Source organism: Enterobacter sp. BWH64 (assembly GCF_001037645.1).
GTDB lineage: Bacteria > Pseudomonadota > Gammaproteobacteria > Enterobacterales > Enterobacteriaceae > Enterobacter > Enterobacter hormaechei_C.
The window spans coordinates 2,491,441-2,515,954 of record NZ_KQ089922.1; the positions used below are offsets into that span (position 1 = coordinate 2,491,441).

Here is a 24,514-nt window from a genome sequence, read left to right on the forward strand (position 1 = left end):
GATGCGCGACTGGTTGAAATACGTTTTAACCTGATAAAAAGGCAAATAACAATGACAATCTCCTCTGTATTACGTACCAAAGATAAAATAGGTTACGGCCTCGGCGATATGGCCAGCGCGCTGGTCTGGCAAACGGCAACGTTATTTCTCGCTTATTTCTATACGGACGTATTCGGTTTGCCTGCGGCCATTATGGGCACCATGTTTTTAGTGGTGCGCGTGGTCGATGCGTTTGTCGACCCGTGCATTGGCGCGCTGGTGGACCGCACTCAGACCCGCCACGGTCGTTTTCGTCCCTGGCTGCTCTGGTTTGCCATTCCGTTTGGCGTGAGCTGCCTGATTACCTTCTACGTACCGGATGCCGGGGCGACGGCAAAAATTGTCTATGCCTGCGTAACCTATGCCATCCTGAGCCTGATCTATTCCGCGATTAACGTCCCTTACTGCGCCATGCCCGGCGCGCTGACGCTCGACCCGCGCGAACGCCACTCGCTGCAATCCTGGCGCTTTGGCCTGTCGTTTATCGGCGGGTTGATTGTAACGGTCATCGCGCTGCCGCTGGTCTCATTATTAGGCCAGGGGAATATGCAAAAAGGCTATTTCTATGCCATGAGCCTGATGGGGCTGCTGGGTATTGTTTTATTCTTCTGCTGCTTCTTTATGACCCGGGAGCGTTACTCGCCGCGCAATGACACCTCCGGCTCGATGCTGACGGATTTAAAACTGCTGGCCGCCAATAGCCAGTGGCGAATTGTTTTTCTGTTTAATATTTTACTGTTAACCGCCGTCGTGACGCGTGGCTCTGCGACCATGTATTACGTTAACTATGTTCTGTTACGTCCGGAACTGGTTTTTGCCTTTATTGTTTCCGGCATGGTGGCCTCCTTAAGCGGCGCATTATTATCTGAACGTCTGCTGGGGAAATTTGACCGGGTGCGTGCCTATCAGTGGACCATTATTTCTTTCGTTATTTTTGGCGCGCTGATTTTCTTCATTCCGCCTTCGCAGGTGTGGCTGATATTCGGTCTGAATATTGTGTTTAGTTTTATTCAGAACCTGACCACGCCGCTGCAATGGACCATGTTCTCCGATGTGGTGGACTACGAAGAACACCGTAGCGGCCGCCGCCTGGACGGGCTGGTCTTTTCTACCGCCCTGTTTGCCATCAAGTTTGGGCTGGCGCTGGGTGGGGCGGTGGTCGGTTGGGTGCTTGGCATGGTGGATTACGCGCCGGGTCAGGCAAACCAGGCGCCTCACGTTCTTGCAACCATCAATGCCCTGTTCACCCTGATCCCCTGCGTGCTGTTCCTCTGCATGGTGGCGCTCCTTGCCATCTACAAACTTAACAGCCGGCTGGTGGACAGCATCGCCCGCGAGCTGGCCAGCAAACGCGATAGTCGAAACGATGCGGGGCAGCTCAGCCCGGCAACCCAATCCGCACTACAGGAGTAAACCATGACTGCGATCTACAAGGACGCGGGACGTTCCGTACACGAGCGTGTCGCTGATTTACTGGCGCGTATGACGCCGGAAGAGAAATTTGCCCAGATGCACGCGTACTGGCTGATCCTCGATGAACACGGCAACCACCGCGAGCGCAGCGATCTGAGCGATGAATTCGCCGGCGTGAGCGAACAGGTGTCCCTCAGCGAAAGACTGAAGTTCGGCGTCGGGCAGATCACCCGCCCGCTCGGCACGCACATTGTTGATGCAAAAACCGGCGTGCGTGCCGCCAACCGCCTGCAACGCATGATGATGGAGGAGACCCGGCTCGGCATTCCGGCGCTGTTTCATGAGGAGTGTCTGGTGGGGCTGCTGTGCAAAGATGCAACCCTGTTCCCGTCGTCGCTGAACTACGGTTCTACCTGGGACCCGGCGCTGGTGCAGCGCGCGGCGGAGCAGATTGGCAAAGAGGCCCGATCCGTCGGGTGCCAGCAGGGGCTGGCCCCGGTGCTGGATGTCTCGCGCGATGTGCGCTGGGGACGGACGGAAGAGACCTTTGGGGAAGATCCGTGGCTGGTAGGGGTGATGGCGACGGCGTACGTGAAGGGGTTGCAGGGCGATAAGCGCGATCTGCTGGCGACCCTGAAACATTACGTCGGCCACTCCTTCAGCGAAGGGGCGCGCAACCATGCGCCGGTCCATCTCGGTTTCAGCGAGCTAAACGATACCTTCCTGCTGCCGTTTGAGATGGCGGTAAAGCTGGCCAACGCCGGTTCGGTGATGCCAGCCTATCACGACATTGATAATCAGCCAGGGCACAGCGACCATTTTCTGCTCACCACCGTGCTGCGTGAACAGTGGGGCTTCGACGGCATTATCGTGGCGGATTACGGCGGCGTCAGCCTGCTGCACCAGCACCACGGGATTTCTCACGATCCAGCACAATCGGCGGCGCTGGCGTTTAACGCCGGGCTGGACGTGGAATTGCCGAAGGATGACTGCGCGCGTCATCTGGCTGAAGCGGTAGAGCGTGGGCTCATCTCAATGGCGAAAGTGGATGAGATTGTGGCGCGCGTGCTAAGTGAAAAATTCCGTCTCGGGCTGTTTGAAAAACCGTACGCCGACGAAGACGGTATCGATTTGCAGAATGAGGCGACCCGGCAGGTGGCGCGCGAGGTGGCAACAAAATCGATCACGCTGCTGGAAAATAACGGCATTTTGCCCCTCGGCGGAAAACCCCGTGTAGCGGTAGTGGGGCCGACGGCGGACGATCCACTGGCGTTACTGAGCGGCTACAGCTTCCCGGTTCACCTGATTATCAGCGATATGGTTGAAGAGACTTCGCAGGTGACCACCCCGCGCGCGGCGCTGGAACAGTACCTTGGCGCATCACAGGTACGTTACGCCAAAGGGTGCCACATTATCGAAAAACGGATGGCGGGCGCGCCGGTGTTCCCGGGCGACAGCGGCGGTAAACCGATGCAGCAATCGCCGGTTTCACAACGCACGGATCTGATCCCCGACGCCGTGAGCGCGGCAAAAGAGAGTGACGTGGTGGTGGCCTGCGTGGGCGACCTCGCCGGGCTATTCCAGAGCGGCACCGTGGGGGAAGGTTCGGATACCGATTCGCTGGATCTGCCGGGCGTGCAGCAACAGCTGCTGGAGGCGCTGGTGGCAACCGGTAAGCCAGTGATTGTCGTCATGACGGGTGGGCGTCCTTATAACCTTCAGGGGCTGGAAGAGAAGGTGGCCGCGCTGATGATGGCCTGGGCGCCGGGGCAGGAAGGGGGCTGGGCGATTGCCGATGTCTTAACCGGCCGCGCGGAGCCGCAGGGCAGGCTGGTAGTGAGCGTGCCGAAAAACGCCGGGGCGATGCCGTACTACTATAACCACAAGCTGAAAAGCGGCGGCACGCCGTTTGCGTTCCATTTCGGCGCACTTTACCCGTTCGGTTACGGTCTCGGCTGGACGCAGTTTCGCTGGGGCGCGGCCCGCCTGGCGGAAAGCCGCGTCCCGATCGACGGAGAGGTGGCGTTAAGCGTCGATATCACCAACACCGGCGAGCGCAGCGGCAGCGAAGTGGTACAGGTGTACGTACGCGATAAGGTCGCCACGCAGGTGCGTCCGCTTCAGGAGCTGAAAGCGTTCCAGCGCGTTACGCTTTCACCGGGAGAAACCGCCACGCTGACCTTTACCCTGCCGGTGGAGATGTTTAATTTCACCCGCCGGGACGGGAAGCGGATTGTCGAGCCAGGGGAATTTGAGCTACAGGTTGGCGCGTCCTCGGCGGATATACGCGAGGTGGTGAACGTGCTGGTAACCGGGGAGACGCGGGAGCTGGCGGGGGAATGGCGCATGCTCAGCCGCTGTGACATTACACGGGCGTAAAAAGGATAAAAAAAAGCCCATCGTGGGAGATGGGCAAAGACTACACACAGCAATTCGTTGTTTCACTCAGGGGATTTCCATGCTTATAAATCAAGGTGTTGATTTATAACCGTGTCTTAATAGTAGGCATGCCAGGATATTGAGTCGATCGGATTCGTCTCAATAGTTAAAGGCAGGTAAAGATTTCTTTAAGAGAATGACGGTTTTAGGCAGGAAAAGGCGGGTCTGACCAGTGCACAGAGAATAAATAGTTTAGCAACGTTTAAGTATTGCTGTGGAGAGTGTAGGCCGGGTAAGCGTTAGCGCCACCCGGCCTACGTTCTTACTGCGCGTTCTTATCTTCCAGTTCTTCAAGTTCGCTTAAGATGACGTCAGGGTTGGTTCCCGGCGGCGGCACTTCATGCACCCAGGCGGAGAAGAGACGCCAGGTTACCGCAAGCAGCACCGGACCGATGAACAGGCCAATCATGCCGAAGGCAATTAACCCCCCGATCACCCCGGACAGGATCAGAATCAGCGGCAGGTCAGCGCCCATGCGGATGAGGAGGGGACGGATCACGTTATCCATGGTGCCCACCACGCAACTCCAGACCAGTAGCACCGTGCCCCAGGTCGTGTCCCCCGTCCAGTAAAGCCAGATAATGCAGGGAACCAGCACCAGCAGCGGACCGAGCTGCGCCAGACAGGTCATCAGCATGATGACGGTGAAAATGGTGGCATAAGGTACGCCGGAAATTGCCAGCCCGATTCCGCCAAGTACAGCCTGCACCAGCGCTGTGACCACCACGCCGAGCGCTACCGCGCGGACGGCCTGGGCTGCCAGCAGCACGGCCGCATCGCCGCGTTTACCTGCCAGTCGGGTGGCGAAATGACGTACCCCCAGCGCAACCTGCTCGCCGCGCCAGTACAGCAGGGCGCTGAAGACCAGCATCAACGTACAGTGCATCATGAAGCGACCAATGTGCGCAGCCTGCCCCACAAACCAGGTGGTGGTTGTGCCGATGTACGGACGTACTTTGGCCATCAGCGCGCTACCGCCCATCTCCAGCAGGCTGTGCCAGCCGCTGTACAGTTTTGCGCCCACAACAGGAATGCTGTTCAGCCACGCGAGATCCGGCAGCGTCATATCACCACTGGTGACCGCGCGAATAACCGGGCCGCTACTGTCAACCAGGCTGTTAACCAGCAGTGCAATGGGAATAATAAACAGCAGGAACAACAGCAGCGTCATCACCAGCACGGCCAGGCCGCGGCGACCAAACAGCAGTTTCTGCAAACGTAAGAGTAAAGGCCAGGTGGCGACGACGACGGTCGCGGCCCAGGCAAATCCGAGCAAGAAAGGACGAACAATCCACAGACACGCAATAATCATAATGGCTAAGAACAGCACCGACAGCAGTATCTGCGCGACATCCCTGGGCTGACGAAGATTGACCATAAACGAAACTTTCCTTAAATGAACACCAGCAAGACTGATGGGAATATAAACCGCATCTCTCTAATCATTAGTGATTTCAGCGATTTTTGACAGGCGGATTTTGCCCGTAATTCTACGAAGCACATAAGAAAAAAATGTGATAAAACTTTCCAGACACAACTCAAACGATTTCACACTATTCTCATTAGGGTCGACAGCAATGATCCCACAGATTTCTCAGGCACCGGGCGTCGTTCAGCTGGTGCTTAATTTTTTGCAGGCACTGGAGCAACAGGGTTTTACAGGTGACACCGCCACCGATTATGCCGACAGGCTGACGATGGCGACCGATAACAGTATTTACCAGCTTCTTCCTGATGCCGTCGTTTTCCCGCGCTCTACCGCCGATGTGGCGCTCATCGCCCGTCTGGCGTCGCAGGAGCGTTTCAGCACCCTGGTCTTTACCCCACGCGGCGGCGGGACGGGTACCAACGGGCAGGCGCTGAACCAGGGCATCATCATTGATATGTCCCGCTATATGAACCGCATCATTGAGATCAACCCGGAAGAGGGGTGGGTGCGAGTGGAAGCGGGGGTGATCAAAGATCAGCTGAATCAGTTTTTGAAACCTTACGGCTATTTTTTTGCGCCAGAGCTTTCCACCAGTAACCGCGCGACCATTGGCGGGATGATCAACACCGATGCCTCGGGGCAGGGCTCGCTGGTCTACGGCAAAACCTCCGATCACGTTATGGGTGTGCGGGCGGTGCTGCTGGGGGGCGATATCCTCGATACCCAACCGATGCCGATCGAGCTGGCCGAAACGCTGGCAAAAGAGAGCACCACCAGCGGACGGATTTATCGTACCGTGCTGGAGCGCTGCCGCGAAAATCGCGAACTGATCCTCAACAAATTCCCGAAGCTTAACCGCTTCCTGACGGGCTACGATCTGCGCCATGTCTTTAATGACGATCTGAGCCAGTTCGATCTTACCCGCGTACTGACCGGGTCAGAAGGGACGCTGGCCTTCATCACCGAAGCGCGTCTGGATATCACCCGGTTGCCAAAGGTGCGCCGTCTGGTGAATGTCAAATACAACTCCTTTGACTCCGCGCTGCGTAATGCACCGTTTATGGTGGAGGCGCGGGCGCTGTCGGTGGAAACCGTCGATTCAAAAGTTCTGAACCTGGCCCGGGAAGATATCGTCTGGCATTCGGTGAGCGAACTGATTACTGACGTGCCGGATAAAGAGATGCTCGGCCTGAACATCGTCGAGTTCGCCGGGGATGATGCAGAGCTGATTGAGAGCCAGGTGAGCACGCTCTGCCAGCGTCTGGACGAGCTGATTGCCCAGGGGGAAGGCGGCGTCATTGGCTGGCAGCTGTGTAACGATCTCTCCGGCATCGAGCGAATCTACGCGATGCGTAAAAAAGCGGTGGGGCTGCTCGGCAACGCGAAAGGGGCGGCGAAGCCGATTCCGTTTGCGGAAGATACCTGCGTGCCGCCGGAGCACCTTGCTGATTATATTGTGGAGTTTCGCGCGCTGCTCGACAGCCATGGTCTGAGCTATGGCATGTTCGGGCACGTGGACGCGGGTGTGCTGCACGTGCGCCCGGCGCTGGACATGTGCGACCCGCAGCAGGAGATCCTGATGAAGGAGATCTCCGACGAGGTCGTGGCCCTCACGGCCAAATACGGCGGCTTGTTATGGGGCGAGCACGGCAAAGGATTCCGCGCCGAGTACAGCCCGGCGTTTTTTGGCGAACAACTTTACGCCGAGCTGCGTAAGGTAAAAGCCGCTTTTGATCCCGATAACCGCCTTAACCCGGGAAAAATCTGCCCGCCGGAGGGCATTGATGCGCCGATGTTGCAGGTGGACGCCGTCAAGCGCGGCACCTATGACCGACAAATTCCGATTGCGGTACGCGCTTCCTGGCGCGGCGCGATGGAGTGCAACGGCAACGGGCTGTGCTTCAACTTCGATGTGAAAAGCCCGATGTGTCCGTCGATGAAAATCACCAGCAACCGCATTCATTCCCCGAAAGGGCGTGCCACGCTGGTGCGCGAATGGCTGCGCCTGCTGGCCGACCGCGGCGTTGACCCGCTCAAGCTGGAACAGGAGCTGCCGGAAAAACGCGCCAGCCTGCGCGGGCTTATCGAACGCACCCGCAACAGCTGGCATGCGAACAAAGGTGAATACGATTTCTCGCATGAGGTGAAAGAGGCGATGTCCGGCTGCCTGGCGTGCAAGGCGTGTTCAACCCAGTGCCCGATTAAAATTGACGTACCGGAATTCCGTTCCCGCTTCCTCCAGCTGTACCACACGCGTTATCTGCGCCCGATGCGCGATCATCTGGTGGCGACGGTGGAGAGTTACGCGCCGCTGATGGCCCGTGCGCCAAAAACCTTTAACTTCTTTATCAACCAGCCGCTGGTGCGCAAACTGTCAGAAAAACATATCGGCATGGTGGACCTGCCGCTGCTGTCGGTGCCATCACTCCAGCGTCGGCTGGTGGGGCACTGCTCGGCGAACATGACCCTGGAACAACTGGAAGCATTAAGCCCTGAGCAGAAAGCGAAGGTGGTGCTGGTGGTGCAGGATCCGTTTACCAGCTATTACGATGCGCAGGTGGTGGCCGATTTTGTCCGACTGGCCGAGAAAATCGGCTACCAGCCGGTGGTGCTGCCGTTCTCGCCGAACGGCAAGGCGCAGCACATTAAAGGCTTCCTCACCCGCTTTGCGAAAACCGCGCAGAAAACTTCAGATTTTCTGAATCGCGTGGCGCAGCTCGGTATGCCGATGGTGGGCGTCGATCCGGCGCTGGTGCTCTGTTACCGGGATGAATATAAGCAGACGCTCGGCGATAAGCGCGGTGATTTTCAGGTCTTACTGGTACACGAGTGGCTGCCTGCGGTGCTGACGCAAACGCCCTCTCAGGAGGTGAGTGGAGAAGCCTGGTACCTGTTTGGGCACTGCACCGAAGTGACGGCGCTGCCGACGGCGCCTGCCCAGTGGGCTTCTATCTTTGCCCGGTTTGGCGCGAAGCTGGAAAGCGTTAACGTGGGCTGCTGCGGTATGGCCGGAACCTACGGCCATGAAGTCAAAAACCACGCTAATTCGCTCGGCATTTACGAGCTGTCGTGGCATCAGGCGATGCAGCGCCTGCCACGCAACCGCTGTCTGGCGACGGGCTACTCCTGCCGCAGCCAGGTGAAACGGGTGGAAGGTAACGGCGTCCGCCATCCATTGCAGGCTTTACTGGAGATTATCGGATGATCTGGAAACGTGCGGTCACGCTGGAGGCCTTAAATGCCATGGGCGCGGAGAACATGGTCGGTTTGCTGGATATCCAGTTCACGCGCATTGGCGACAACGAACTGGAAGCGACGATGCCGGTAGACAACCGTACTCATCAACCGTTTGGCCTGTTGCACGGCGGCGCGTCCGTCGTGCTGGCCGAAACGCTGGGGTCGGTGGCGGGCTACCTGTGTACGGAAGGAGAGCAGAAGGTGGTGGGTCTGGAGGTCAATGCCAACCACATCCGCTCCGTTCGCAGCGGGCGCGTGCGCGGCGTCTGCCGGGCGCTGCATGCCGGAAGCCGTCATCAGGTGTGGCAGATTGATATTCTGGACGAGCAGGATCGCCTGTGTTGTTCATCCAGGCTGACGACGGCCGTTGTGTAAAGTTTCCGGATGTCTTGTTTTTGGTCAAAAATTAGCCGCCCGATTGTGATATACTGGTCACGTTTTGAACATAAGCGAGGACATCATGGATACTGAAATAACCCCAACACAGCTGGCAATTGAATATTTACGTCGCGATAAAAGCAATCTGTCTCCCGCCCAGTACCTGAAAAAGCTGAAACAGCTTGAGCTGGAATTTACGGATTTGCTGGCGCTCTCTTCAAACGAACTGAAAGAAGAGATCTACTTTGCCTGGCGGTTGGGCGTTCACGTCCATTAAGCAGTGAAGAAAAGGCCGTAAGCGCGGCCTTTTTTGTGTCTGACATTCAGTATCTGGCAGGCAGTTTGTTAATTTTAATCAGCCGGCCTTCTTCCATTTCGATGAACCCACCCGTTTTCAGATCAGCCAGGATCCGCATTACGCCACTGCGGGAAAGATGGGTTTTATCCCTGATATACCTTTCCGCCGTCACGCTGCGTCGGTAGCTGTCATCTTCCTGCATCAGCAGCACGAGCTGCTGGCGAATCATCTCGTACGCGGTTGGCGCGCCTTTCGGCATGACGTTGTGATAGAGGCGGTTATAGACAAACATCAGATGATTAGAAAGCAGCCCCCACAGCGCCTTCTCTTTGATAATTTCAGCCACCCGATCGGTCGTGAGCACACCAATCAGGCAAGGCGTTACCGTTCGGAGGTAGTCATTAAAATAAATGTCCGTCAGGTTAGCGAGGCCAAACAGGGCGGGACTGCGCGCCGTTGAAAGCATCATGTCGTCGCTTCTTCTGTATATGGCGACCGTGCCATCAAGAATTAAATAACACATGCTCTGCCCTTCAACCTGGAGATCTAGTTGCTCGCCGGGATCGGTTTTATGCGTGGCGCAGTGCGGCTGTAAATGAGAAATCAGTTCCTGAGCATAGGGAGAGCCGCGATGCGATGGTTTGTCAGAAGACATAGCGTTAACCTGGAAAGAGACTGTACTCTCTATAGTGTCGCTCTTCTTTTCCACCTTCTCCAGAGATAAATACAGCCTCAGTACTTACGGGGTAAGTGATGGATCTCAACTAGTACGCCACGCTCCATGGTGATGTATTTCCCCGTCCGCAACTCCGCGAGGATCCGCATAATGCCGCTGCGTGAAAGATAGGTGCGGCTTTTGATATAGGCTGCGGCAGTAATGTTTTGTCTTATGGCTTCCGGCTCCTGCATTAACTCAACCAGTTGAAAGCGGATAATGTCATAAGCCGACATTTGCGATATCTGGGCACAATGTTCGTAGACGCGCGATGCGGTGTAGATCAGCAGGTTTGAGAAGTGCTCCCATAAATTCTGTTGTGCGACAACATGATTGAAACACGCCAGCGAAACGCTGGCCACCTCTGAAGTTTCCAGCGCTCTGACGTACAGGTGTTCAGACGATAACTGGCTGCTCACGCCGAGTATAAATGGCGCGGATTCAGAATTTAAGACGATACCGTCCCCGCGACGGTGTAACGCCACGCTGCCATGCAACAGTAAAAAGCATTGACGGGTATCGCCGGAGCAATAATGGATAATTTCTCCTCTGGCAATAATGCTTCTCTCCGCATGCGGCAAAACATTATCGATTATTTTTTCAATGTGCTTAAAAGGCTTAGCGCCGAGCACTGTTGACTTATCAATATCTGACTCAGGCGCGAAACGGGTATTCATGTGAAACCTCACTGACTGATGCGATCATTTTTTGATCGGCATAAAGAATTATCTTAAAAACCAGCAGATCAGGGAATGTTTGCGGCGAGTCTAATTATAGACTCGCTTTTTTTTGAGTCTTAATTAATTGAAATTGAAACCTTTTTTATTCAGGTCTAAAAGTAGACTTTGGCCATTATTCTTAAGGTGTTTCCGAGTGAATATGTTTTGTAATTGTTAAAAGAGGGTCTACAGCTAGACCTCAAAATTGATTGTATGCGGAAAAAGAGTTGTATAAATTTTGACTCGTCGGAAGGTCTTTTGTTTCTGCAACTGAATGTCGGTAATAAATAAAGTAATACGGGATATAAAATTATGAATACAAAATTGATGATGGCAATGTTAGCGGCAGGTTCTGTACTCACCATGACCAATGCATTCGCAGCGGCCGGTACCGTTAATTTTAACGGGAATATTCTGGATTCTGCCTGCGACGTTGATGTGGCATCCCAGAATCAGGTGGTGGTATTAGGCGATTATTATAAAACGGAATTCCCGACAACCGGGGCGAGAACGGCTGCGACGCAATTCAATATTATTTTGAAAAACTGTCCGGTAACGGTCACCAATGCAAAAGTCCGTTTTGACGGCACGCCGGATTTAACCAACGCCAGCCTGCTGGCGATTGATACGTCCGTGGCGGGGGCGGCCACCGGGGTGGCGATTAACCTGATGACGGCAGATAAAGCCGATCTGCCGCTGCACGGCAGCAACAGCTATATTTACCCGCTCAGCAGTACGGCTGATAATACGCTGAACTTCTACGCGCAGTATATCTCCACCGCGGCATCCGTGACCGCGGGCCCGGCTAACTCGGTCGCAAACTTCTCAGTGGTATACAACTAAGTCATTGCAGTAATCAGCAGGGGGCCGCCCGGCCCCTTGTTTTATGAGGTATTAAAATGCGTTTTATCACGACAATGGGCCTGGCTATGGCGCTGTTACCGCTGACGTTAACATCCGTCAGTGCAGGAGTAATTATTGGCGGCACCCGTATTATTTTTGATGGGACTAAAAAAGAGGCGTCAATAGGTATTACTAATCCTGATAACGTTCCTTATTTAATCCAGTCGTGGATAGATGTTCAGGATGAACAATCGGGTAAAGCGCCTTTTATTATTACGCCACCACTGTATCGGCTGGACGGCGGGCAAAAAAACCTTGAGCGTATTGTCATGACCGGCTCACTGCCTCAGGGGCGGGAGAGTTTATTCTGGCTGAACATTAAAGCTATTCCTTCAGCCTCAAAGCAGATGAACTCGCTGCAAATTGCCGTCAAAACGCGCATCAAATTAATTTATCGACCAGAGACTCTTCGTGCGTCTACCCCCGAGGAGCAAGCCAATAAATTAACCTGGCGTCGTGCGGGAAATACCCTTCAGGTTAATAACCCTACGCCGTACGTTATCAATTTCAATGAAATTACGTTGGGTAATAAGAAACTTGACGATGTCACGTACGTGATGCCTTCAGGCACAGCCCGTTTTCCGTTACCGAACGGAACCAGTGGCAATACGCTGACGTTTAAAGTCATTAACGATTATGGCAGCCCTGGCGAATTACACCGGGCCAGTTTGTGATCCTTACGCGTTAATCAGGTGTTCGTCATGACAATGGCATTGAATACAATGCAGCCTGCGCGCCTGGCAATATTTATTGCCCTCGCGCTTGCTGGTGTCTCTCCCACACTGTATGCCAGTGAGACGTTTAATACGGAACTGGTAGAGCTGGATAATCCCGGAATGGGAAAAGCGGATTTATCTGCCTTTGAATCCGGCTCGCAGGCGCCCGGGACATACCACGTTGATATTATTCTTGACGATCGGCTGCTGGAAACGCGGGATATTCGTTTTATGGCAGTGAAGGATGCTAACGGCAGTGAAACGTTGCAGCCTTGCCTGAGTATCGGGCAGTTAAAAGCGTGGGGCGTGAAAACGGCGCTTTTCCCACAGCTTGCCGCCGGGGAAGGTGAATGCGCCGATCTCAGGGCGATCCCACAGGCCAGCGCGGATTTCCAGTTTGGCGCCCAGCGTCTGGCGATTAGCATTCCACAGGCGGCTATAGACCTGCCAGCGAGAGGTTACGTTCCGCCGGATATGTGGGATGAAGGCATTACCGCGGCCATGCTCAACTACAGCCTGAGCGGGGCAAACAGCCGGGCAAGAAGCGGGGCAGGCACCCGCAGCGACAGCCAGTATGCAAACCTGCGGCCGGGGATCAACGTCGGTCCCTGGCGGTTACGCAACTACACCACCTGGTCCCGCGATGCGTCCGGCCAGGATAAGTGGGACAACGTCTATACCTTGATGCAGCGCGCGATTATTCCCCTGCAAGCCCAGCTTACGCTCGGAGACAGTTCCGCGCCTGCCGATGTCTTTGACAGCATGCCGTTTCGCGGCGTCCAGCTGGCGTCCGACGACGATATGCTGCCGGATTCCCTGAAAGGCTATGCGCCGGTGGTGCGCGGTATTGCGCGAACTAACGCGCAGGTCGTGGTGCGTCAGAATGGCTATCAAATCTACCAAAGCTATGTGGCACCGGGCGCGTTTGAGATCGCGGATATGTATCCCACCGGCGGCGCGGGAGACCTTGATGTCACGATCGTCGAAGCTGATGGTAGTGAGCAACATTTCACCCTGCCGTACGCTTCGCTGCCGGTCCTGCAACGGGAGGGGCGCCTGAAATATGCCCTTACCGCCGGGCAGTATCGCTCGTATAACCGTAGCGTGGAGAAAACCCCCTTCGGGCAATTGACCGGAATTTACGGCCTCCCTCACGGTATTACGCTCTATGGCGGCGTCCAGGGGGCAGATAAGTACCAGTCGGCGGCTCTGGGGGTGGGCAAGAATATGGGCGATCTCGGGGCTGTATCCGCAGACGTCACTCAGGGCTGGTCAACGCCGGAGCATGCCGCGAAAACAAACGGTCAGTCGTGGCGGGCCCGATACAGCAAGAATTTTATCAATACCGGGACCAACTTTTCGATTGCCGGGTATCGCTACTCGACCCGCGGCTATTACGGGATGCAGGACGTCCTCGATTCTTACGGCGACAGCAGCGCGCTTCATGACAGGCGACGTAACCGTGCCGAGCTGACGATGAGCCAGACGCTGGGGGACAACCTGGGCGCGCTTACCCTCAGTGCGGCGCGGGAAGATTACTGGAATGACGGTAAGTCGATGGCTTCGTGGAGCGTCGGCTATAGCAACTACTGGCATAACATCAGCTATGGCCTGACATGGACTTACAGCAAAAATGTCCGCTCAGCGTCAGAAACCCGCGACAGCCAAAAAAACGCTGACCATGACCAGCTTCTGGCGTTCAACGTCAGCATTCCGCTGGATAAATTTTTGCCGCAGACATGGGCTAACTATGGCATGAACGCCAGCGGGAATAACGGGACGACGCATAACGTCGGCCTGAACGGGGTAGCGCTCGAGAACCGTGCCCTGAACTGGAACGTACAGCAGGGATACGGAACAGAGGGCGTGGGCTATACCGGCAATGTTAACGCGGACTACAAAGGCGCCTATGGCGAAGTCACGGCAGGTTATGGTTATGACAAAAACAGTGAACGCCTGAATTACGGGCTGCAAGGCGGCATTCTCGCCCATGCTGATGGCATCACGCTTTCCCAGCCGCTGGGGGAGACCAGCGTCTTAATCAAAGCCCCCGGCGCCCACGACGTGGATATCCGCAATCAGCCCGGTGTACGGACAGATTTTCGCGGATATACGGTCGTGAGCAACCTTTCTGTCTACCGGAAAAACGATCTCACCCTCGACCCGGAAACGATGCCGGACGATGTCGAGCTGGAGATCAACACCCGCACGGTGACGCCGACGCGGGGAGCGGTGGTGAGAGCCGATTATCTGCCGAAGTCAGGACGCCGGGTGCTGATGACCTTGACCGACAGCGACCGCGCCGTTCCGTTTGGGGCGGTGGTCACCCTTGTGGGTGATGACAGCGGCAGTTTTATTGTCGGCGATCGCGGTCAGGTCTATTTAACCGGGATGCGCGAGCAGGGAACGTTAGTCGCTATATGGGGAAGTCAATCCAGTCAGCAATGCCGCGCTGATTTCACGCTGCCGAATCACTCAACGTACGGTGGGATCGCTGATATGCACGCCACCTGCCGTCAGGAACGCTAACATGAAATGTCTTAACGCGATGCTGCTGCTCTGTTTGCTCGCGGCGGCAAATATGGCTCGTGCCGGTACCTGCACCACCATCACCCCGCAGCTTTCCACCCTGTCCGTGGGGACGATCAACGCGCAGCGCGATGCGCCTGTCGGCACGGTGGTATTTTCTGGCGCGGCGTCAGCCACAGGCTCCTATCTTACCGGGTGTACTAATCCGCTGATGCTGGGATTTAGCCTGCGCTACAACGGCGCCACGTTGAGCAGCTACGGCAACCATGTTTACAACACGAACGTCAGCGGGATAGGGATACGCTTTTCTTCCAACGGCTATTTTGAAAACCCGAGCAATACGTTCTCGTACATTGCGCAGACCTCCTATGTGGACTGGTACGGCGGGAGGATTGAGCTGGTGGTGACGGGGCCGGTCTCATCGGGGGCATTAACCCCCGGGACGATCGGTGTCGTGACGCTTCAGGGAAGCGATGGCCTCTACCGTGACGGTCTGACCACGCAGCTCACCTCCGGCACCATCAATGCGCTGGCGTGCACGGTGAATACGGCCCAGCTGACGTTTCCGATAGGGGATATTCCCGCCTCGGCGTTCGGCTCCACGGTGGGCACCACGCCCGCGGGAGCACAGAACACGCAAAACCTGGGCCTGACCTGCGCCGCCGGAACCAATATTACGGTCTCGCTCAGTGGAATACAGAACCCGGACAGCGCCAATACCAGCGTGATGGCCTTAACCGGGCAGGGAAATGCCGGCACTGCGAAAGGGGTGGGGGTGCAGCTTATCTATAACGGTGCACCGCTGGTGATGAACAGCCGACTATTCTTGCGGCAGTCTGCCGGGGGGCAAGAGACGTTGCCATTAACGGCCCGGTATTACCAGACGTTAACCCGCGTGGAGTCAGGTTCAGCGAATGCCTCCGCCACCCTTAATTTGACCTACCAGTAGCAGGTAAGAAGATGAAAATAAGATGCAGGACACTGCTTTTACTTGCCTTACTCAGCGGGAAGGTATGCTCCGCTGATAGCGTCAACATCGGTGTGACGGGAAATATCGTTGCGTCGCCGTGCATATTTAATGGCGGCAGTAACAGCCTTGATGTCAACCTGGGCAATATTCAGGCAACCAATATGGCGACGCCGGGCTCAACATCGGATCCGGTGCCTTTCAGTCTGCTGTTTACCCAGTGCCCAACGGGAACGCAGAGTGTGACCGTCGCTTTCACCGGCAGCCCCGATCCCGAGGCGGGCGCGGACTATTTTATGAACAGCGGTTCGGCCACGCACGTGGCGATAGCCATGCGCGATGCCCAAACCGGCGCGCTTAAAGGAACAGGCACCAGCATGACCCAGACCATTGCCGCGGACAGAACCGCGACAATGGCTATGTTGGCCTCGGTAAGATCCATGCCGGGAGGCGCCACGCCGGGAAGCATCAATGCGGTTGTGGTGATGACGATGCAGTACAACTGAATGCCGGTGATAAGCCTTTTTTAAAGACGTTGGTGTGAACTATGTTAAATATTCTGATTCAGGAAACGGATCTGTTTTTTCAGGCTGGGCTACAGAGCTTTTTCGACGATTTTTTTAAGCATAACTTTCATCGCTCCATCACATTTCACCTGGCGCTGACCAATGAAAACGTCAGCCAGGCCGATATTATTGTTCTTTCATTATGTCAGGGGGAAACGCTGACCTGTTTTCCGGAGTTACTGGCCCGGCAAAAAGGAATTGTGTTAGGTCTCGTCGACGATGAGCTGCGTTTTTCGGCGCTGCCTTCCTGCTTTCAGGACATTATTTTTCTTCCGCGCCGAGCGTCGCTTGATCGTATTAGCGGCGTTCTGTTTATCGCGTGGTTCAGGACGCAATTACCAGGTTACACGTTGAATAAAAAGACCTGTTTCGACTGCCAGCATAAAGGGTTATCCCGGCAACAGATTCGTATTATGGTCAATTTTTACCGGGGGCTGTCGGTGGTGCAGACCGCGAACGCGTTGAAGATGAGCGAAAAAACGGTCTTTACCCATAAATATATGATGATGCAGAAATTTAATCTGCGAAGCGATTACGAGCTGATCGTACTGTTGAGAAGGCTGATGGAGAAAAAGAGCCGTCCGAACCTGCTTCGCGATTACCTGGAAAATAATTATGCACAACAGATAACGTAAAACAGCAGCGGATAGCGGGCCGGGCAGCGATAGCCGCCACCCGGCAATGCATTTAAACGTTAACCGCAGCGATCAACCGCGTCTTCATGGTCTGGTACGCGGAAGCCGCAAAATCCTCCGCCCAGCGCTGTTCCTCGATCGCCTCCAGCTGCACGGCGCAATATTTCGTTTCCGGCGTTCTGGAGATCGGGTCGAGATTATCCTGCGTCAGCTCATTACAGGCGCCAATCCACCACTGGTAGGTCATATAGATTGCTCCCGCATTGATGCGCTCGCTGATGCTGGCGCGCGTGATCACTTTACCCCGGCGTGAACGTACCCAGACCAGCTGGCCCTCGGCAATCCCCCGTTCATCCGCGTCGGCCTGGTTGATCTGCACCCGGCCCGGCTCGTCGGCCAGGCTTTGCAGCGCCGCGCAGTTCCCGGTCATTGAGCGACAGGAGTAGTGACCCACTTCGCGCACCGTGCACAGTACCAGCGGGTAATCCGCATCCGGTATCTCCGCCGGGGCGCGCCAGGGGGCGGCAAATAACTGGCCTTTGCCAGTGGGGGTGTCGAACTGATTATCCTTGTACAGGTAGGGAGTGCCGGGATGATCGAGGGTGGGACAGGGCCACTGCACATGACCCATCTCGCCCATTTTTTCGTAGGTCACGCCGTAGAAGAGGGGGCACAGCTCGCGTATTTCGTCCCAGATCTGCTGGTTATCCTCGTAATGCATGGGATAACCCATCTCCGTGGCCAGCAGGCTGATGATCTCCCAGTCGCGCTTCACGTTGCCGCTGGCCTCAATGGCTTTGCCGAAACGCTGGAAGCCGCGATCGGCACAGGTGAACACGCCGGCGTGCTCTCCCCATGAGGTAGCAGGGAGCAGCACGTCAGCCACCTCTGCCGTTTTGGTCATAAAGATGTCCTGAACCACCACAAAATCGAGCGCCTCAAAGCCGCGGCGGACCAGTCCCAGATCGGCTTCTGTCTGAAGCGGATCTTCCCCCATGATGTAATACGCTTTGATCTTTCCTTCCAGCGCGAGATGCGGCACTTCGGTGATACGCGTCCCGACGCGATCGTCCATCCGGTTGACATTGATTTTCCACGCATCGGCAAATTTCAGTCTGACCGCCGGGTCAGTGACGTCCTGGTAGCCGGGGAACATATTGGGCAGAACGCCCATATCGCAGGCACCCTGAACGTTATTTTGCCCGCGAACCGGACCCACGCCGACGGCAGGGCGGCCCAGGTTGCCGGTCAGCAGCGCCAGGCTGGAGAGACCTTTCACCACATCGACCGCCTGACCAAACTGCGTGACGCCCATCCCCCACATCACCGTTGCTGAAGGCGCCGCTGCGAACATGCGCATTGCCTGACGAACATCCCGCGCGCGGATCCCCGTCAGATGTTCAACCTGCTCGGGTGCGTAATCTTTTACCGTCAGCCGGTACGCCTCAAGCCCTTCGGTAAAGCGGGCAACGTAGTTTTTGTCGTACAGTTCCTCTTCCAGCAGGACATAGCCAAAGGCATTGACCAGCGCCATGTTACTGCCATTTTTTAGCTGAAGATGAAGATCGGCAATGCGTGCCGTTTCAATATGACGCGGATCGCAGACGATGATTTTAGCGCCATTTTCACGTGCTTTAAGCACGCGTCGGGCGACGATGGGGTGAGAGTCGGCGCAGTTATAGCCGAATACCAGCAGGCATTTTGAGTTTTCAATATCGTTAATGGAATTGCTCATGGCGCCGTTGCCGAGGGTCTCCTGTAAACCGGCAACGGACGGACCGTGACAGACGCGGGCGCAGCAGTCGACGTTGTTAGTATTCAGCACCGCACGGGCAAATTTTTGCATCACATAGTTGGTCTCATTGCCCGTTCCCCGTGAGGAACCCGTGGTCATAATGGACCGAGGGCCATACTGTTCTTTGATGCTTTTAAGCCTGTGAGCGGTATAACGAATGGCCTCTTCCCAAGTAACAGGGGTAAAGGCCTCGCCTTTGCTGTAGCGGATCATGGGCTGCGTCAGACGGGGGGTAAGCAGCCGTGTGTCGTTAAGAAAGTCCCAGCCGTAGAACCCTTTCAGGCAAAGCGTGCCTTGATTGGTTACGCCATCAGCGGCTTCGGCACGGATAATCCGGTTATTTTTAACGACGAGGTTTAGTTTGCAGCCTGCACCGCAGTAGGGGCAGACGCTGGCGATTTTTTTCATCAATAACAGACCTGTTAAGAAATGAAGCAATGTTTACTGGAAAGCCCAGTCCCTTAGCGGACTAAGCAGGATCCATGCCACATTCAGCGTTCTTGATTAACAGGGCGTTTGTGGAGAGAGGGTGTGTCATCGTCAGTCTGTTCGTCAGAATTGACGATGACACGCTATCCGTAGGGATGGGGGAGGCGTTAAAGATCGTCCATGGTGTAACCGACGACAATTTCCAGCGTCTTGCGGATCACATCCGCCTTAACGACATCGTCGGTGGATTCCAACGTCTGGATTAGCCAGAGAATGATCGCTTTGTTGGTCAAATGACCTTCGGAAGCAAGAACACAACGAACCGCAGTCGAAAAAATGGCAGACTCTTCAGCAAAGCGATCGCCTGCGTGACGGAAATACTCCGACAACGCGCTATCTAAAAAGGCGGAGTGGTATTCGGGTTGAAGCTGAATATTTTGTCTCATTTGTTCTCACCGTAGCTGTAAAGTTGTAGTCAATGTATCTTTTTAGGATCGGACGGTTTTCCATTTCCAAATAACGGCACTACATTGTCTCGGTTATTTTTGAGAGATCCCTCTCTCTGTATTCGTCCTTGTGCGGTTCTGCGACCTTTAAAAGCGACCGTGCCAGAGCTGATGTCAGCTATCACTCGCGCTAATGTCTCCCGCCGCTGGGGATCCGTTTCATATGCTTGCATGTTACGCAGACGCTGAACCAATCCCTCGGTCGTCACGGGACCGCGCTCCTTCAAAAGTGAAAGAGCGGCTTCTCCAATAAGCTTGTCGATCAGTCTGTCCGCATCACTGCTGTTCATGACATTAACGTTCGAAGAGCAGGCCAAGAAGCATGTGATAATGATGTTCCTCTTCCGGGCCATTGGCCTTTTCAAGGCGACTCAACAGTTTTGTGCAGAGCGATTTGCGATTCAGATTTCGCCCGCCGCTAAGGATTTCAACAACAACCTGACCCAATGTTTCCTGTTGGGTTGGAAGCGCGGCTTTTTCGAAATACTGCGCAATCGCTGTTGCCGAGTCTGCGAGGTGTCCGTTCTGCTGCATGTTTCGCTCCTGTAAATTTTCGTAATCAGTAACGTTACATTTAAGGTATACATAATTTTCAAATCTGTACATTTAAAATGTACAATTTTTTAAATATTTTATAATATATTTTATAAAATCATTATTTATCAGGCGCTTATTCTTATACGATTTACTGCGGTATTCACAAGATATATTGTACAATCCGAAGCGGCGTCGCAGAGTTGTACAAGCCCGTAAATGACGCAAAAAAGCCGTGTAAATCGTTGAGATGTAAATTATTTGTTGGGCAATTAATGTGCTATAACAGAGTTTTCCCCACGTGTTTTCGTGGTCACCCCCTCAATCTTCAGGATTAGCATGCTCACAACCATCATTTACCGCAGTCATATCTGCGAGGACGTTCCAGTGAAAGCGCTGGAAGACATGGTCGCTGCTGCAAATTGTAGAAATCGCCAGTTCGATGTGACGGGGATTTTGCTGTTTAACGGCACACACTTTTTTCAGTTACTTGAAGGGCCCGCTGATAACGTTAAGGAGATCTATGAGCTCATCTGCCGTGACCCACGGCATCACAACGTGGTCGAATTGTTAAGCGATCACGGGCCTTCAAGACGTTTTGGCAACGTGGGTATGGAGCTCTTTGACCTTCGTCAGTACGATACCGACGAAGTGCTGCAACAGGTACTCGATAAAGGCACAACGCGCTATCAGCTGACCTATAACGATCGCGCCCTGCAATTTTTCCGCACCTTCGTTGAGGCCACTGAAAAAGCCAACTACTTTGAGCTGCCTCCGGCTGACGCCTGGGAGTTTGTCACCGAAAATACGCCGTTATCCTCCCAGCCGACAGTAGTGGCAAAGGGCGCGGACTGTAGTTTCGCATTTCAACCTATCGTCGATCCGTTTATGCAGCAGGTAGTTTCCTGGGAAGCCCTGATCCGCACGCCGTCCGGTGAGTCCCCGGAAAGCTATTTTGCCAACCTGTCGCGTGAGGCGCTGTACGAATCGGATCTGAAGAGTAAACAGGTGGCTTTGTCGATGGCCAGCGCGCTGGGCCTACAGACTCAAACGTTGTCCATTAATCTGCTGCCGATGACGCTGGTCAATGTTCCTGGCGCCGTCGATTTTTTACTGACGGCAATTGAGGCGAACGGTTTTGTGCCGGAGCAAATTGTGGTCGAGTTCACCGAGAGCGAGGCGATCTCGCGCTTCGAAGAGTTCACCAGCGCGGTCAGACAGCTTAAAAGCGCCGGGATCAGCGTGGCCATCGATCACTTTGGCGCGGGATTCGCCGGTCTGCAACTGCTGGCCCAGTTTCAGCCGGACAGAATCAAGATCAACCGTGATTTGATTGCCAACGTGCACAAGAGCGGCCCGCGTCAGGCGATCATTCAGTCAATTATTAAATGCTGCGCCTCCCTGGAAATTCTGTTCTGTGCGGTAGGCGTAGAGCTGGCTGAAGAGTGGATGTGGCTGGAATCTGCCGGGATTTCTCAGTTCCAGGGGCACCTTTTCGCCAGCCCGCGCCTGGGGGGCATACCGGCGATTGCCTGGCCCGAGAAAAAGTACGATTTATAAAAACCTGTACGTAACTCTTAAAAGTGACCTGTACGTACGGCTAAATTTATACAACAATACATTAACGAGTGAGTGGTTCATTGAGCCATTCACTTGTCTCAGAACGAGGAGTTAGTTATACAAATGATTTGTACAATCTGATAAGGTTGGTTTGGTTAGGTATGGAAGTATTGTGCGTGAGGGAGTTAATGGCCTATTACAGTATCGGCGAAGTGGCCGAACGATGCGGTATCAACCCCGTTACGCTGCGTGCCTGGCAGCGCCGTTATGGATTGTTGAAGCCGCAGCGAAGCGAAGGGGGTCATCGTCAGTTTGACGATGAAGATATCCTGCGTATCGAAGAGATCAAACGCCTGATGAAAACGGGTGTTTCGGTCGGTAAAGTAAAAGCGCTTCTTGAAAATACAGAAGTAATGACTCAGGGGAACTGGGCATCTTTTCAGGAAGAGATGTTAACCGTTCTGCGCTATGCCAATCCGGCAAAACTGCGCGCCAAAATCGGCGAGTTCCGCCGTGACCATGCGATGGATGTTCTGATAGATAACATCATCACCCCTGTGCGGCAGCGAATGAACCAGGACCAGAATACGGTGCGCCACATGGCGAGCCTGCTGGACGGTGTCCTGATTGAGTTTGCCGTTGCAAGCCTGGGTGAGTCGCGAAAAAAAGCAGGTAAGGATGCGCTGCTGATTGGGTGGGAGTGCGACGACCGTACGCATTTGTGGCTGGAAGCGGCCCGTCTTGCCTACAAAGGCTGGCATATCGACGTGCTGGCTGAGCCGATTGATTCTCCACGTCCTGAACTCTTCCCCGGGCAAAAAATCTTCGTCTGGACCGGTAAAGCGCCTACGCCTCGTCAACAGGAGCAGCTCGACCACTGGCGTGAACAGGGTTTCGCCGTTTCGTTCCATCACTGATGTTAAGGGGGGCAACGGTAAACCGCCAGTGCGGGATTTTGCCTTCTGGCGATACGACAGGGGTATCCGCGAAGATGCATAGCATCAGTACCCCTGTCATATCGTCGGTTTATTCCATCATCAGGTTGTCTGAAATATTCATACTGGCCACGGATTCAACTTTCCACACGCCATCTTCCTTGACCATGCAGTCAATCACGGTGTGATCCCGCTTTTTGCCGAATGAGATATAAACCTGCATACAGGCGGCATCGTAATCCAGCGCCCGCGCACTGACGATGCCCCAGTCATCTTCATATCCCTGAGCCTTGATGAACATATCGACGTCAGGCACGTCATATTCATCTGGATCCAGCTTATCCATGGCTTTGAGTTTGCTGATAGTTTCGCGGGTTACATATGGCCTCAGCGCTTCATAGTTTTTCAGGGGCTCTTTCCCGATAATAATTTGCGAGATGTACCACTTATTAAACTGAAGGGCAGCGGATACCTCAGGGGGGAACTTCTGTGCAGCGGATGCGAGAGTGGGCAGAAGCAGGATCGCCAGAATTATTTTTTTCATGTCAGTCATGCCTGTAAATTGCATATGCTGGCTTTAATTCCCGGTATTCCTTTCCCGGATACATTGTTCGCTGAACAAAATCAGAGTACCAGACGCCGTTCCCACCATAGATGCAAGCGTGGCCATATGGGTGGTGCGCAGTGGGCTGGATCACCGCCACATCGCCCTCAACAGGCTCACCGTAAACCTGGTGGAAGCCCGCCAGAATTAAATTGCTTTTCATATCCTTAGCATAATGTGTGTTCTGTAGATTAGCACCGCCGGCGCGAATGGATTTTGAAACAAATTCTGCACATCTTTTCTGGCTATACTGACCTGCATGCTGGCGAGCATGAACTGCGGCTTTATGGGCACTCCACATAATTTAATCCCTTATTGAATAAATGGTTAACAAGGGAAACATTACGCCGAAAAGGGATGAGTTTATGTAATTAATCATGATCGGAATTTAACCACTATCAGACTGATAAATAATGGTTAACTTATCCATCAAACGTCTTTATGCGCGCCCAGGTAAGGCAAAAAAGGATTAAAAAGAACCTGTCTTAAGGGGGAGGCATACGTAAAAAATGTATATGGTGCCTGCGCGTACTTTAGCTATCTCAAAAATAGGTATTTCCAATACAATTTTTATCATTGCCCGTCACCTTACCGCCTTTCTTATGAAATGCATTATTTATCAATGCATTGAACAAATCTAACCATCCCATCCGCATCCCGTCACAGGGTCTATGCTTAATGAAAGTAGCCAAAAAGGGCGGTTTAGCCCAAAGCCCCTGCTCGTAGGGGGTTGAAGTGATAATCGTTATCACTAACATGGTGTTATGCCCTGGTGGCTTATCAGATGAGGTGGACCTATGGAACTGCATTCAGAAACCTTCAATCCGGCCGATTTTGCCTGGCGTGGTTTAACGCTGACGCCCGCGGCGGCGGCGCATATTCATGAGCTGGTGGCAAAAAATCCCGACATCCTCGGCGTACGCTTAGGCGTTAAGCAGACTGGCTGCGCGGGATTTGGCTACGTGCTGGATACCGTAACCGAACCTGAAAAGGACGATCTGGTCTTTGAAACCGACGGTGCAAAGTTATACGTCGCGCTACAGGCGATGCCGTTTATCGATGGAACCGAAGTCGACTACGTTCGGGAAGGTTTAAACCAGTTATTCAAATTTCATAACCCGAAAGCCCAGAACGAATGCGGCTGCGGCGAAAGCTTTGGGGTATAGGC

General features: G+C 54.3%; 23 protein-coding genes and 1 other RNA gene. 14 read left to right on the forward strand and 10 right to left on the reverse strand.

Annotated features, from left to right (window positions below; all coding sequences use genetic code 11):
* The first annotated feature begins 51 nt into the window (after nt 1-51).
* Both SK50_RS11970 and SK50_RS11975 read left to right on the forward strand, forming a co-directional pair.
* Nucleotides 52-1,452: an MFS transporter gene (locus SK50_RS11970; RefSeq protein ID WP_048229477.1), complete on the forward strand. Its 1,401-nt coding sequence runs from the start codon at nt 52-54 to the stop codon at nt 1,450-1,452.
* 3 nt (nt 1,453-1,455) lie between these two features.
* Nucleotides 1,456-3,831 carry a glycoside hydrolase family 3 N-terminal domain-containing protein gene (locus tag SK50_RS11975; protein ID WP_045344227.1) on the forward strand — a complete coding sequence of 792 codons (2,376 nt, stop codon included), beginning with the start codon at nt 1,456-1,458 and terminating at the stop codon, nt 3,829-3,831.
* A gap of 5 nt (nt 3,832-3,836) precedes the next feature.
* Here SK50_RS11975 and rprA read toward each other — a convergent pair.
* Nucleotides 3,837-3,944, reverse strand: an RNA gene (gene rprA, locus SK50_RS23260) — antisense sRNA RprA.
* 209 nt (nt 3,945-4,153) lie between these two features.
* Entirely contained in the window at nt 4,154-5,269 is a 1,116-nt protein-coding gene (ydiK, locus tag SK50_RS11980; RefSeq protein WP_048229478.1) for an AI-2E family transporter YdiK, read from the reverse strand.
* A 199-nt stretch (nt 5,270-5,468) separates the two neighbouring features.
* Between ydiK and SK50_RS23710 the strand changes: the two genes are divergently transcribed.
* The 3 genes from SK50_RS23710 to SK50_RS11995 all read left to right on the forward strand — a co-directional run bounded on the left by SK50_RS23710 (nt 5,469) and on the right by SK50_RS11995 (nt 9,212).
* On the forward strand, nt 5,469-8,525 hold the full coding sequence (locus tag SK50_RS23710; RefSeq protein WP_045344231.1) for a D-2-hydroxyglutarate dehydrogenase YdiJ: 3,057 nt from the start codon (nt 5,469-5,471) through the stop codon (nt 8,523-8,525).
* Nucleotides 8,522-8,932 (forward strand): 1,4-dihydroxy-2-naphthoyl-CoA hydrolase, encoded by a 411-nt coding sequence (gene menI, locus SK50_RS11990; protein WP_023296356.1) that lies wholly within the window; start codon nt 8,522-8,524, stop codon nt 8,930-8,932. Before SK50_RS23710 ends, menI begins: the two co-directional genes overlap by 4 nt.
* Nucleotides 8,933-9,017: 85 nt before the next feature.
* Nucleotides 9,018-9,212 (forward strand): YdiH family protein, encoded by a 195-nt coding sequence (locus SK50_RS11995; protein ID WP_003857766.1) that lies wholly within the window; start codon nt 9,018-9,020, stop codon nt 9,210-9,212.
* Nucleotides 9,213-9,258: 46 nt separating this feature from the next.
* Here SK50_RS11995 and SK50_RS12000 read toward each other — a convergent pair whose 3' ends face one another.
* On the reverse strand, nt 9,259-9,888 hold the full coding sequence (locus SK50_RS12000) for a helix-turn-helix domain-containing protein (protein ID WP_015570719.1): 630 nt from the start codon (nt 9,886-9,888) through the stop codon (nt 9,259-9,261).
* 77 nt (nt 9,889-9,965) lie between these two features.
* A complete protein-coding gene (locus SK50_RS12005; RefSeq protein ID WP_015570718.1) occupies nt 9,966-10,625 on the reverse strand; it encodes a winged helix-turn-helix transcriptional regulator in 660 nt (219 codons plus the stop codon).
* Between the two features lie 354 nt (nt 10,626-10,979).
* On the opposite strand from SK50_RS12005, the gene SK50_RS12010 reads away from it, so the two are divergent.
* Genes SK50_RS12010 through SK50_RS12035 form a run of 6 tightly spaced genes read left to right on the forward strand, consistent with a single transcriptional unit; the run spans nt 10,980 to nt 16,983 of the window.
* Complete coding sequence (locus SK50_RS12010) at nt 10,980-11,510, forward strand: fimbrial protein (protein ID WP_015570717.1); 531 nt, start codon at nt 10,980-10,982, stop codon at nt 11,508-11,510.
* 56 nt (nt 11,511-11,566) lie between these two features.
* Nucleotides 11,567-12,244, forward strand: coding sequence for a fimbrial biogenesis chaperone (locus SK50_RS12015; protein ID WP_015570716.1), 678 nt, complete (start codon nt 11,567-11,569; stop codon nt 12,242-12,244).
* A gap of 27 nt (nt 12,245-12,271) precedes the next feature.
* Nucleotides 12,272-14,815 carry a fimbria/pilus outer membrane usher protein gene (locus tag SK50_RS12020; protein WP_048229480.1) on the forward strand — a complete coding sequence of 848 codons (2,544 nt, stop codon included), beginning with the start codon at nt 12,272-12,274 and terminating at the stop codon, nt 14,813-14,815.
* A gap of 1 nt (nt 14,816) precedes the next feature.
* Nucleotides 14,817-15,764 (forward strand): fimbrial protein, encoded by a 948-nt coding sequence (locus SK50_RS12025; RefSeq protein WP_048229481.1) that lies wholly within the window; start codon nt 14,817-14,819, stop codon nt 15,762-15,764.
* Between the two features lie 11 nt (nt 15,765-15,775).
* Nucleotides 15,776-16,288, forward strand: coding sequence for a fimbrial protein (locus tag SK50_RS12030; RefSeq protein ID WP_026080715.1), 513 nt, complete (start codon nt 15,776-15,778; stop codon nt 16,286-16,288).
* A gap of 41 nt (nt 16,289-16,329) precedes the next feature.
* Complete coding sequence (locus SK50_RS12035; protein ID WP_045344237.1) at nt 16,330-16,983, forward strand: helix-turn-helix transcriptional regulator; 654 nt, start codon at nt 16,330-16,332, stop codon at nt 16,981-16,983.
* 52 nt (nt 16,984-17,035) lie between these two features.
* On the opposite strand, the gene fdhF is transcribed toward SK50_RS12035, so the two are convergent.
* The 4 genes from fdhF to ycgZ form a co-directional block, all read right to left on the reverse strand.
* A complete protein-coding gene (fdhF, locus tag SK50_RS12040; RefSeq protein ID WP_047642391.1) occupies nt 17,036-19,186 on the reverse strand; it encodes a formate dehydrogenase subunit alpha in 2,151 nt (716 codons plus the stop codon).
* Nucleotides 19,187-19,374: 188 nt separating this feature from the next.
* Nucleotides 19,375-19,653 (reverse strand): biofilm/acid-resistance regulator YmgB/AriR, encoded by a 279-nt coding sequence (locus tag SK50_RS12045; protein WP_003857748.1) that lies wholly within the window; start codon nt 19,651-19,653, stop codon nt 19,375-19,377.
* 29 nt (nt 19,654-19,682) lie between these two features.
* Entirely contained in the window at nt 19,683-20,003 is a 321-nt protein-coding gene (locus SK50_RS12050; protein WP_015570712.1) for a hypothetical protein, read from the reverse strand.
* A 4-nt stretch (nt 20,004-20,007) separates the two neighbouring features.
* The gene (gene ycgZ, locus SK50_RS12055; RefSeq protein ID WP_048229484.1) at nt 20,008-20,247 is read right to left on the reverse strand and encodes a regulatory protein YcgZ; all 240 of its coding nucleotides are present in this window, start codon (nt 20,245-20,247) and stop codon (nt 20,008-20,010) included.
* Nucleotides 20,248-20,586: 339 nt separating this feature from the next.
* On the opposite strand from ycgZ, the gene SK50_RS12060 reads away from it, so the two are divergent.
* A complete protein-coding gene (locus SK50_RS12060) occupies nt 20,587-21,807 on the forward strand; it encodes a diguanylate phosphodiesterase (RefSeq protein WP_015570710.1) in 1,221 nt (406 codons plus the stop codon).
* Nucleotides 21,808-21,995: 188 nt separating this feature from the next.
* On the forward strand, nt 21,996-22,724 hold the full coding sequence (locus tag SK50_RS12065) for a MerR family transcriptional regulator (RefSeq protein WP_017384631.1): 729 nt from the start codon (nt 21,996-21,998) through the stop codon (nt 22,722-22,724).
* 109 nt (nt 22,725-22,833) lie between these two features.
* On the opposite strand, the gene SK50_RS12070 is transcribed toward SK50_RS12065, so the two are convergent.
* Both SK50_RS12070 and SK50_RS12075 read right to left on the reverse strand, forming a co-directional pair.
* Entirely contained in the window at nt 22,834-23,286 is a 453-nt protein-coding gene (locus SK50_RS12070; protein WP_017384630.1) for a DUF3828 domain-containing protein, read from the reverse strand.
* Nucleotide 23,287: 1 nt separating this feature from the next.
* Nucleotides 23,288-23,647: a hypothetical protein gene (locus tag SK50_RS12075; RefSeq protein ID WP_017693570.1), complete on the reverse strand. Its 360-nt coding sequence runs from the start codon at nt 23,645-23,647 to the stop codon at nt 23,288-23,290.
* 496 nt (nt 23,648-24,143) lie between these two features.
* Here SK50_RS12075 and sufA point away from each other — a divergent pair, with 496 nt between their 5' ends.
* Nucleotides 24,144-24,512, forward strand: coding sequence for a Fe-S cluster assembly scaffold SufA (sufA, locus tag SK50_RS12085; RefSeq protein WP_003857741.1), 369 nt, complete (start codon nt 24,144-24,146; stop codon nt 24,510-24,512).
* Nucleotides 24,513-24,514: the final 2 nt, after the last annotated feature.

Bases quoted from the DNA above. Each gene is read 5' to 3' on its own strand.
- SK50_RS12025 (WP_048229481.1), top strand. From the start codon at position 14,817: ATGAAATGTCTTAACGCGATGCTGCTGCTCTGTTTGCTCGCGGCGGCA.
- SK50_RS12030 (WP_026080715.1), top strand. From the start codon at position 15,776: ATGAAAATAAGATGCAGGACACTGCTTTTACTTGCCTTACTCAGCGGG.
- SK50_RS12000 (WP_015570719.1), bottom strand. From the start codon at position 9,888: ATGTCTTCTGACAAACCATCGCATCGCGGCTCTCCCTATGCTCAGGAA.
- SK50_RS12060 (WP_015570710.1), top strand. From the start codon at position 20,587: ATGCTCACAACCATCATTTACCGCAGTCATATCTGCGAGGACGTTCCA.
- SK50_RS12070 (WP_017384630.1), bottom strand. From the start codon at position 23,286: ATGAAAAAAATAATTCTGGCGATCCTGCTTCTGCCCACTCTCGCATCC.
- SK50_RS12050 (WP_015570712.1), bottom strand. From the start codon at position 20,003: ATGAACAGCAGTGATGCGGACAGACTGATCGACAAGCTTATTGGAGAA.
- SK50_RS23710 (WP_045344231.1), top strand. From the start codon at position 5,469: ATGATCCCACAGATTTCTCAGGCACCGGGCGTCGTTCAGCTGGTGCTT.
- SK50_RS12020 (WP_048229480.1), top strand. From the start codon at position 12,272: ATGACAATGGCATTGAATACAATGCAGCCTGCGCGCCTGGCAATATTT.
- SK50_RS12005 (WP_015570718.1), bottom strand. From the start codon at position 10,625: ATGAATACCCGTTTCGCGCCTGAGTCAGATATTGATAAGTCAACAGTG.
- SK50_RS11995 (WP_003857766.1), top strand. From the start codon at position 9,018: ATGGATACTGAAATAACCCCAACACAGCTGGCAATTGAATATTTACGT.
- SK50_RS11970 (WP_048229477.1), top strand. From the start codon at position 52: ATGACAATCTCCTCTGTATTACGTACCAAAGATAAAATAGGTTACGGC.
- ycgZ (WP_048229484.1), bottom strand. From the start codon at position 20,247: ATGCAGCAGAACGGACACCTCGCAGACTCGGCAACAGCGATTGCGCAG.
- ydiK (WP_048229478.1), bottom strand. From the start codon at position 5,269: ATGGTCAATCTTCGTCAGCCCAGGGATGTCGCGCAGATACTGCTGTCG.
- SK50_RS11975 (WP_045344227.1), top strand. From the start codon at position 1,456: ATGACTGCGATCTACAAGGACGCGGGACGTTCCGTACACGAGCGTGTC.
- fdhF (WP_047642391.1), bottom strand. From the start codon at position 19,186: ATGAAAAAAATCGCCAGCGTCTGCCCCTACTGCGGTGCAGGCTGCAAA.
- SK50_RS12075 (WP_017693570.1), bottom strand. From the start codon at position 23,647: ATGTGGAGTGCCCATAAAGCCGCAGTTCATGCTCGCCAGCATGCAGGT.
- SK50_RS12065 (WP_017384631.1), top strand. From the start codon at position 21,996: ATGGCCTATTACAGTATCGGCGAAGTGGCCGAACGATGCGGTATCAAC.
- SK50_RS12035 (WP_045344237.1), top strand. From the start codon at position 16,330: ATGTTAAATATTCTGATTCAGGAAACGGATCTGTTTTTTCAGGCTGGG.
- menI (WP_023296356.1), top strand. From the start codon at position 8,522: ATGATCTGGAAACGTGCGGTCACGCTGGAGGCCTTAAATGCCATGGGC.
- SK50_RS12045 (WP_003857748.1), bottom strand. From the start codon at position 19,653: ATGAGACAAAATATTCAGCTTCAACCCGAATACCACTCCGCCTTTTTA.
- SK50_RS12015 (WP_015570716.1), top strand. From the start codon at position 11,567: ATGCGTTTTATCACGACAATGGGCCTGGCTATGGCGCTGTTACCGCTG.
- SK50_RS12010 (WP_015570717.1), top strand. From the start codon at position 10,980: ATGAATACAAAATTGATGATGGCAATGTTAGCGGCAGGTTCTGTACTC.
- sufA (WP_003857741.1), top strand. From the start codon at position 24,144: ATGGAACTGCATTCAGAAACCTTCAATCCGGCCGATTTTGCCTGGCGT.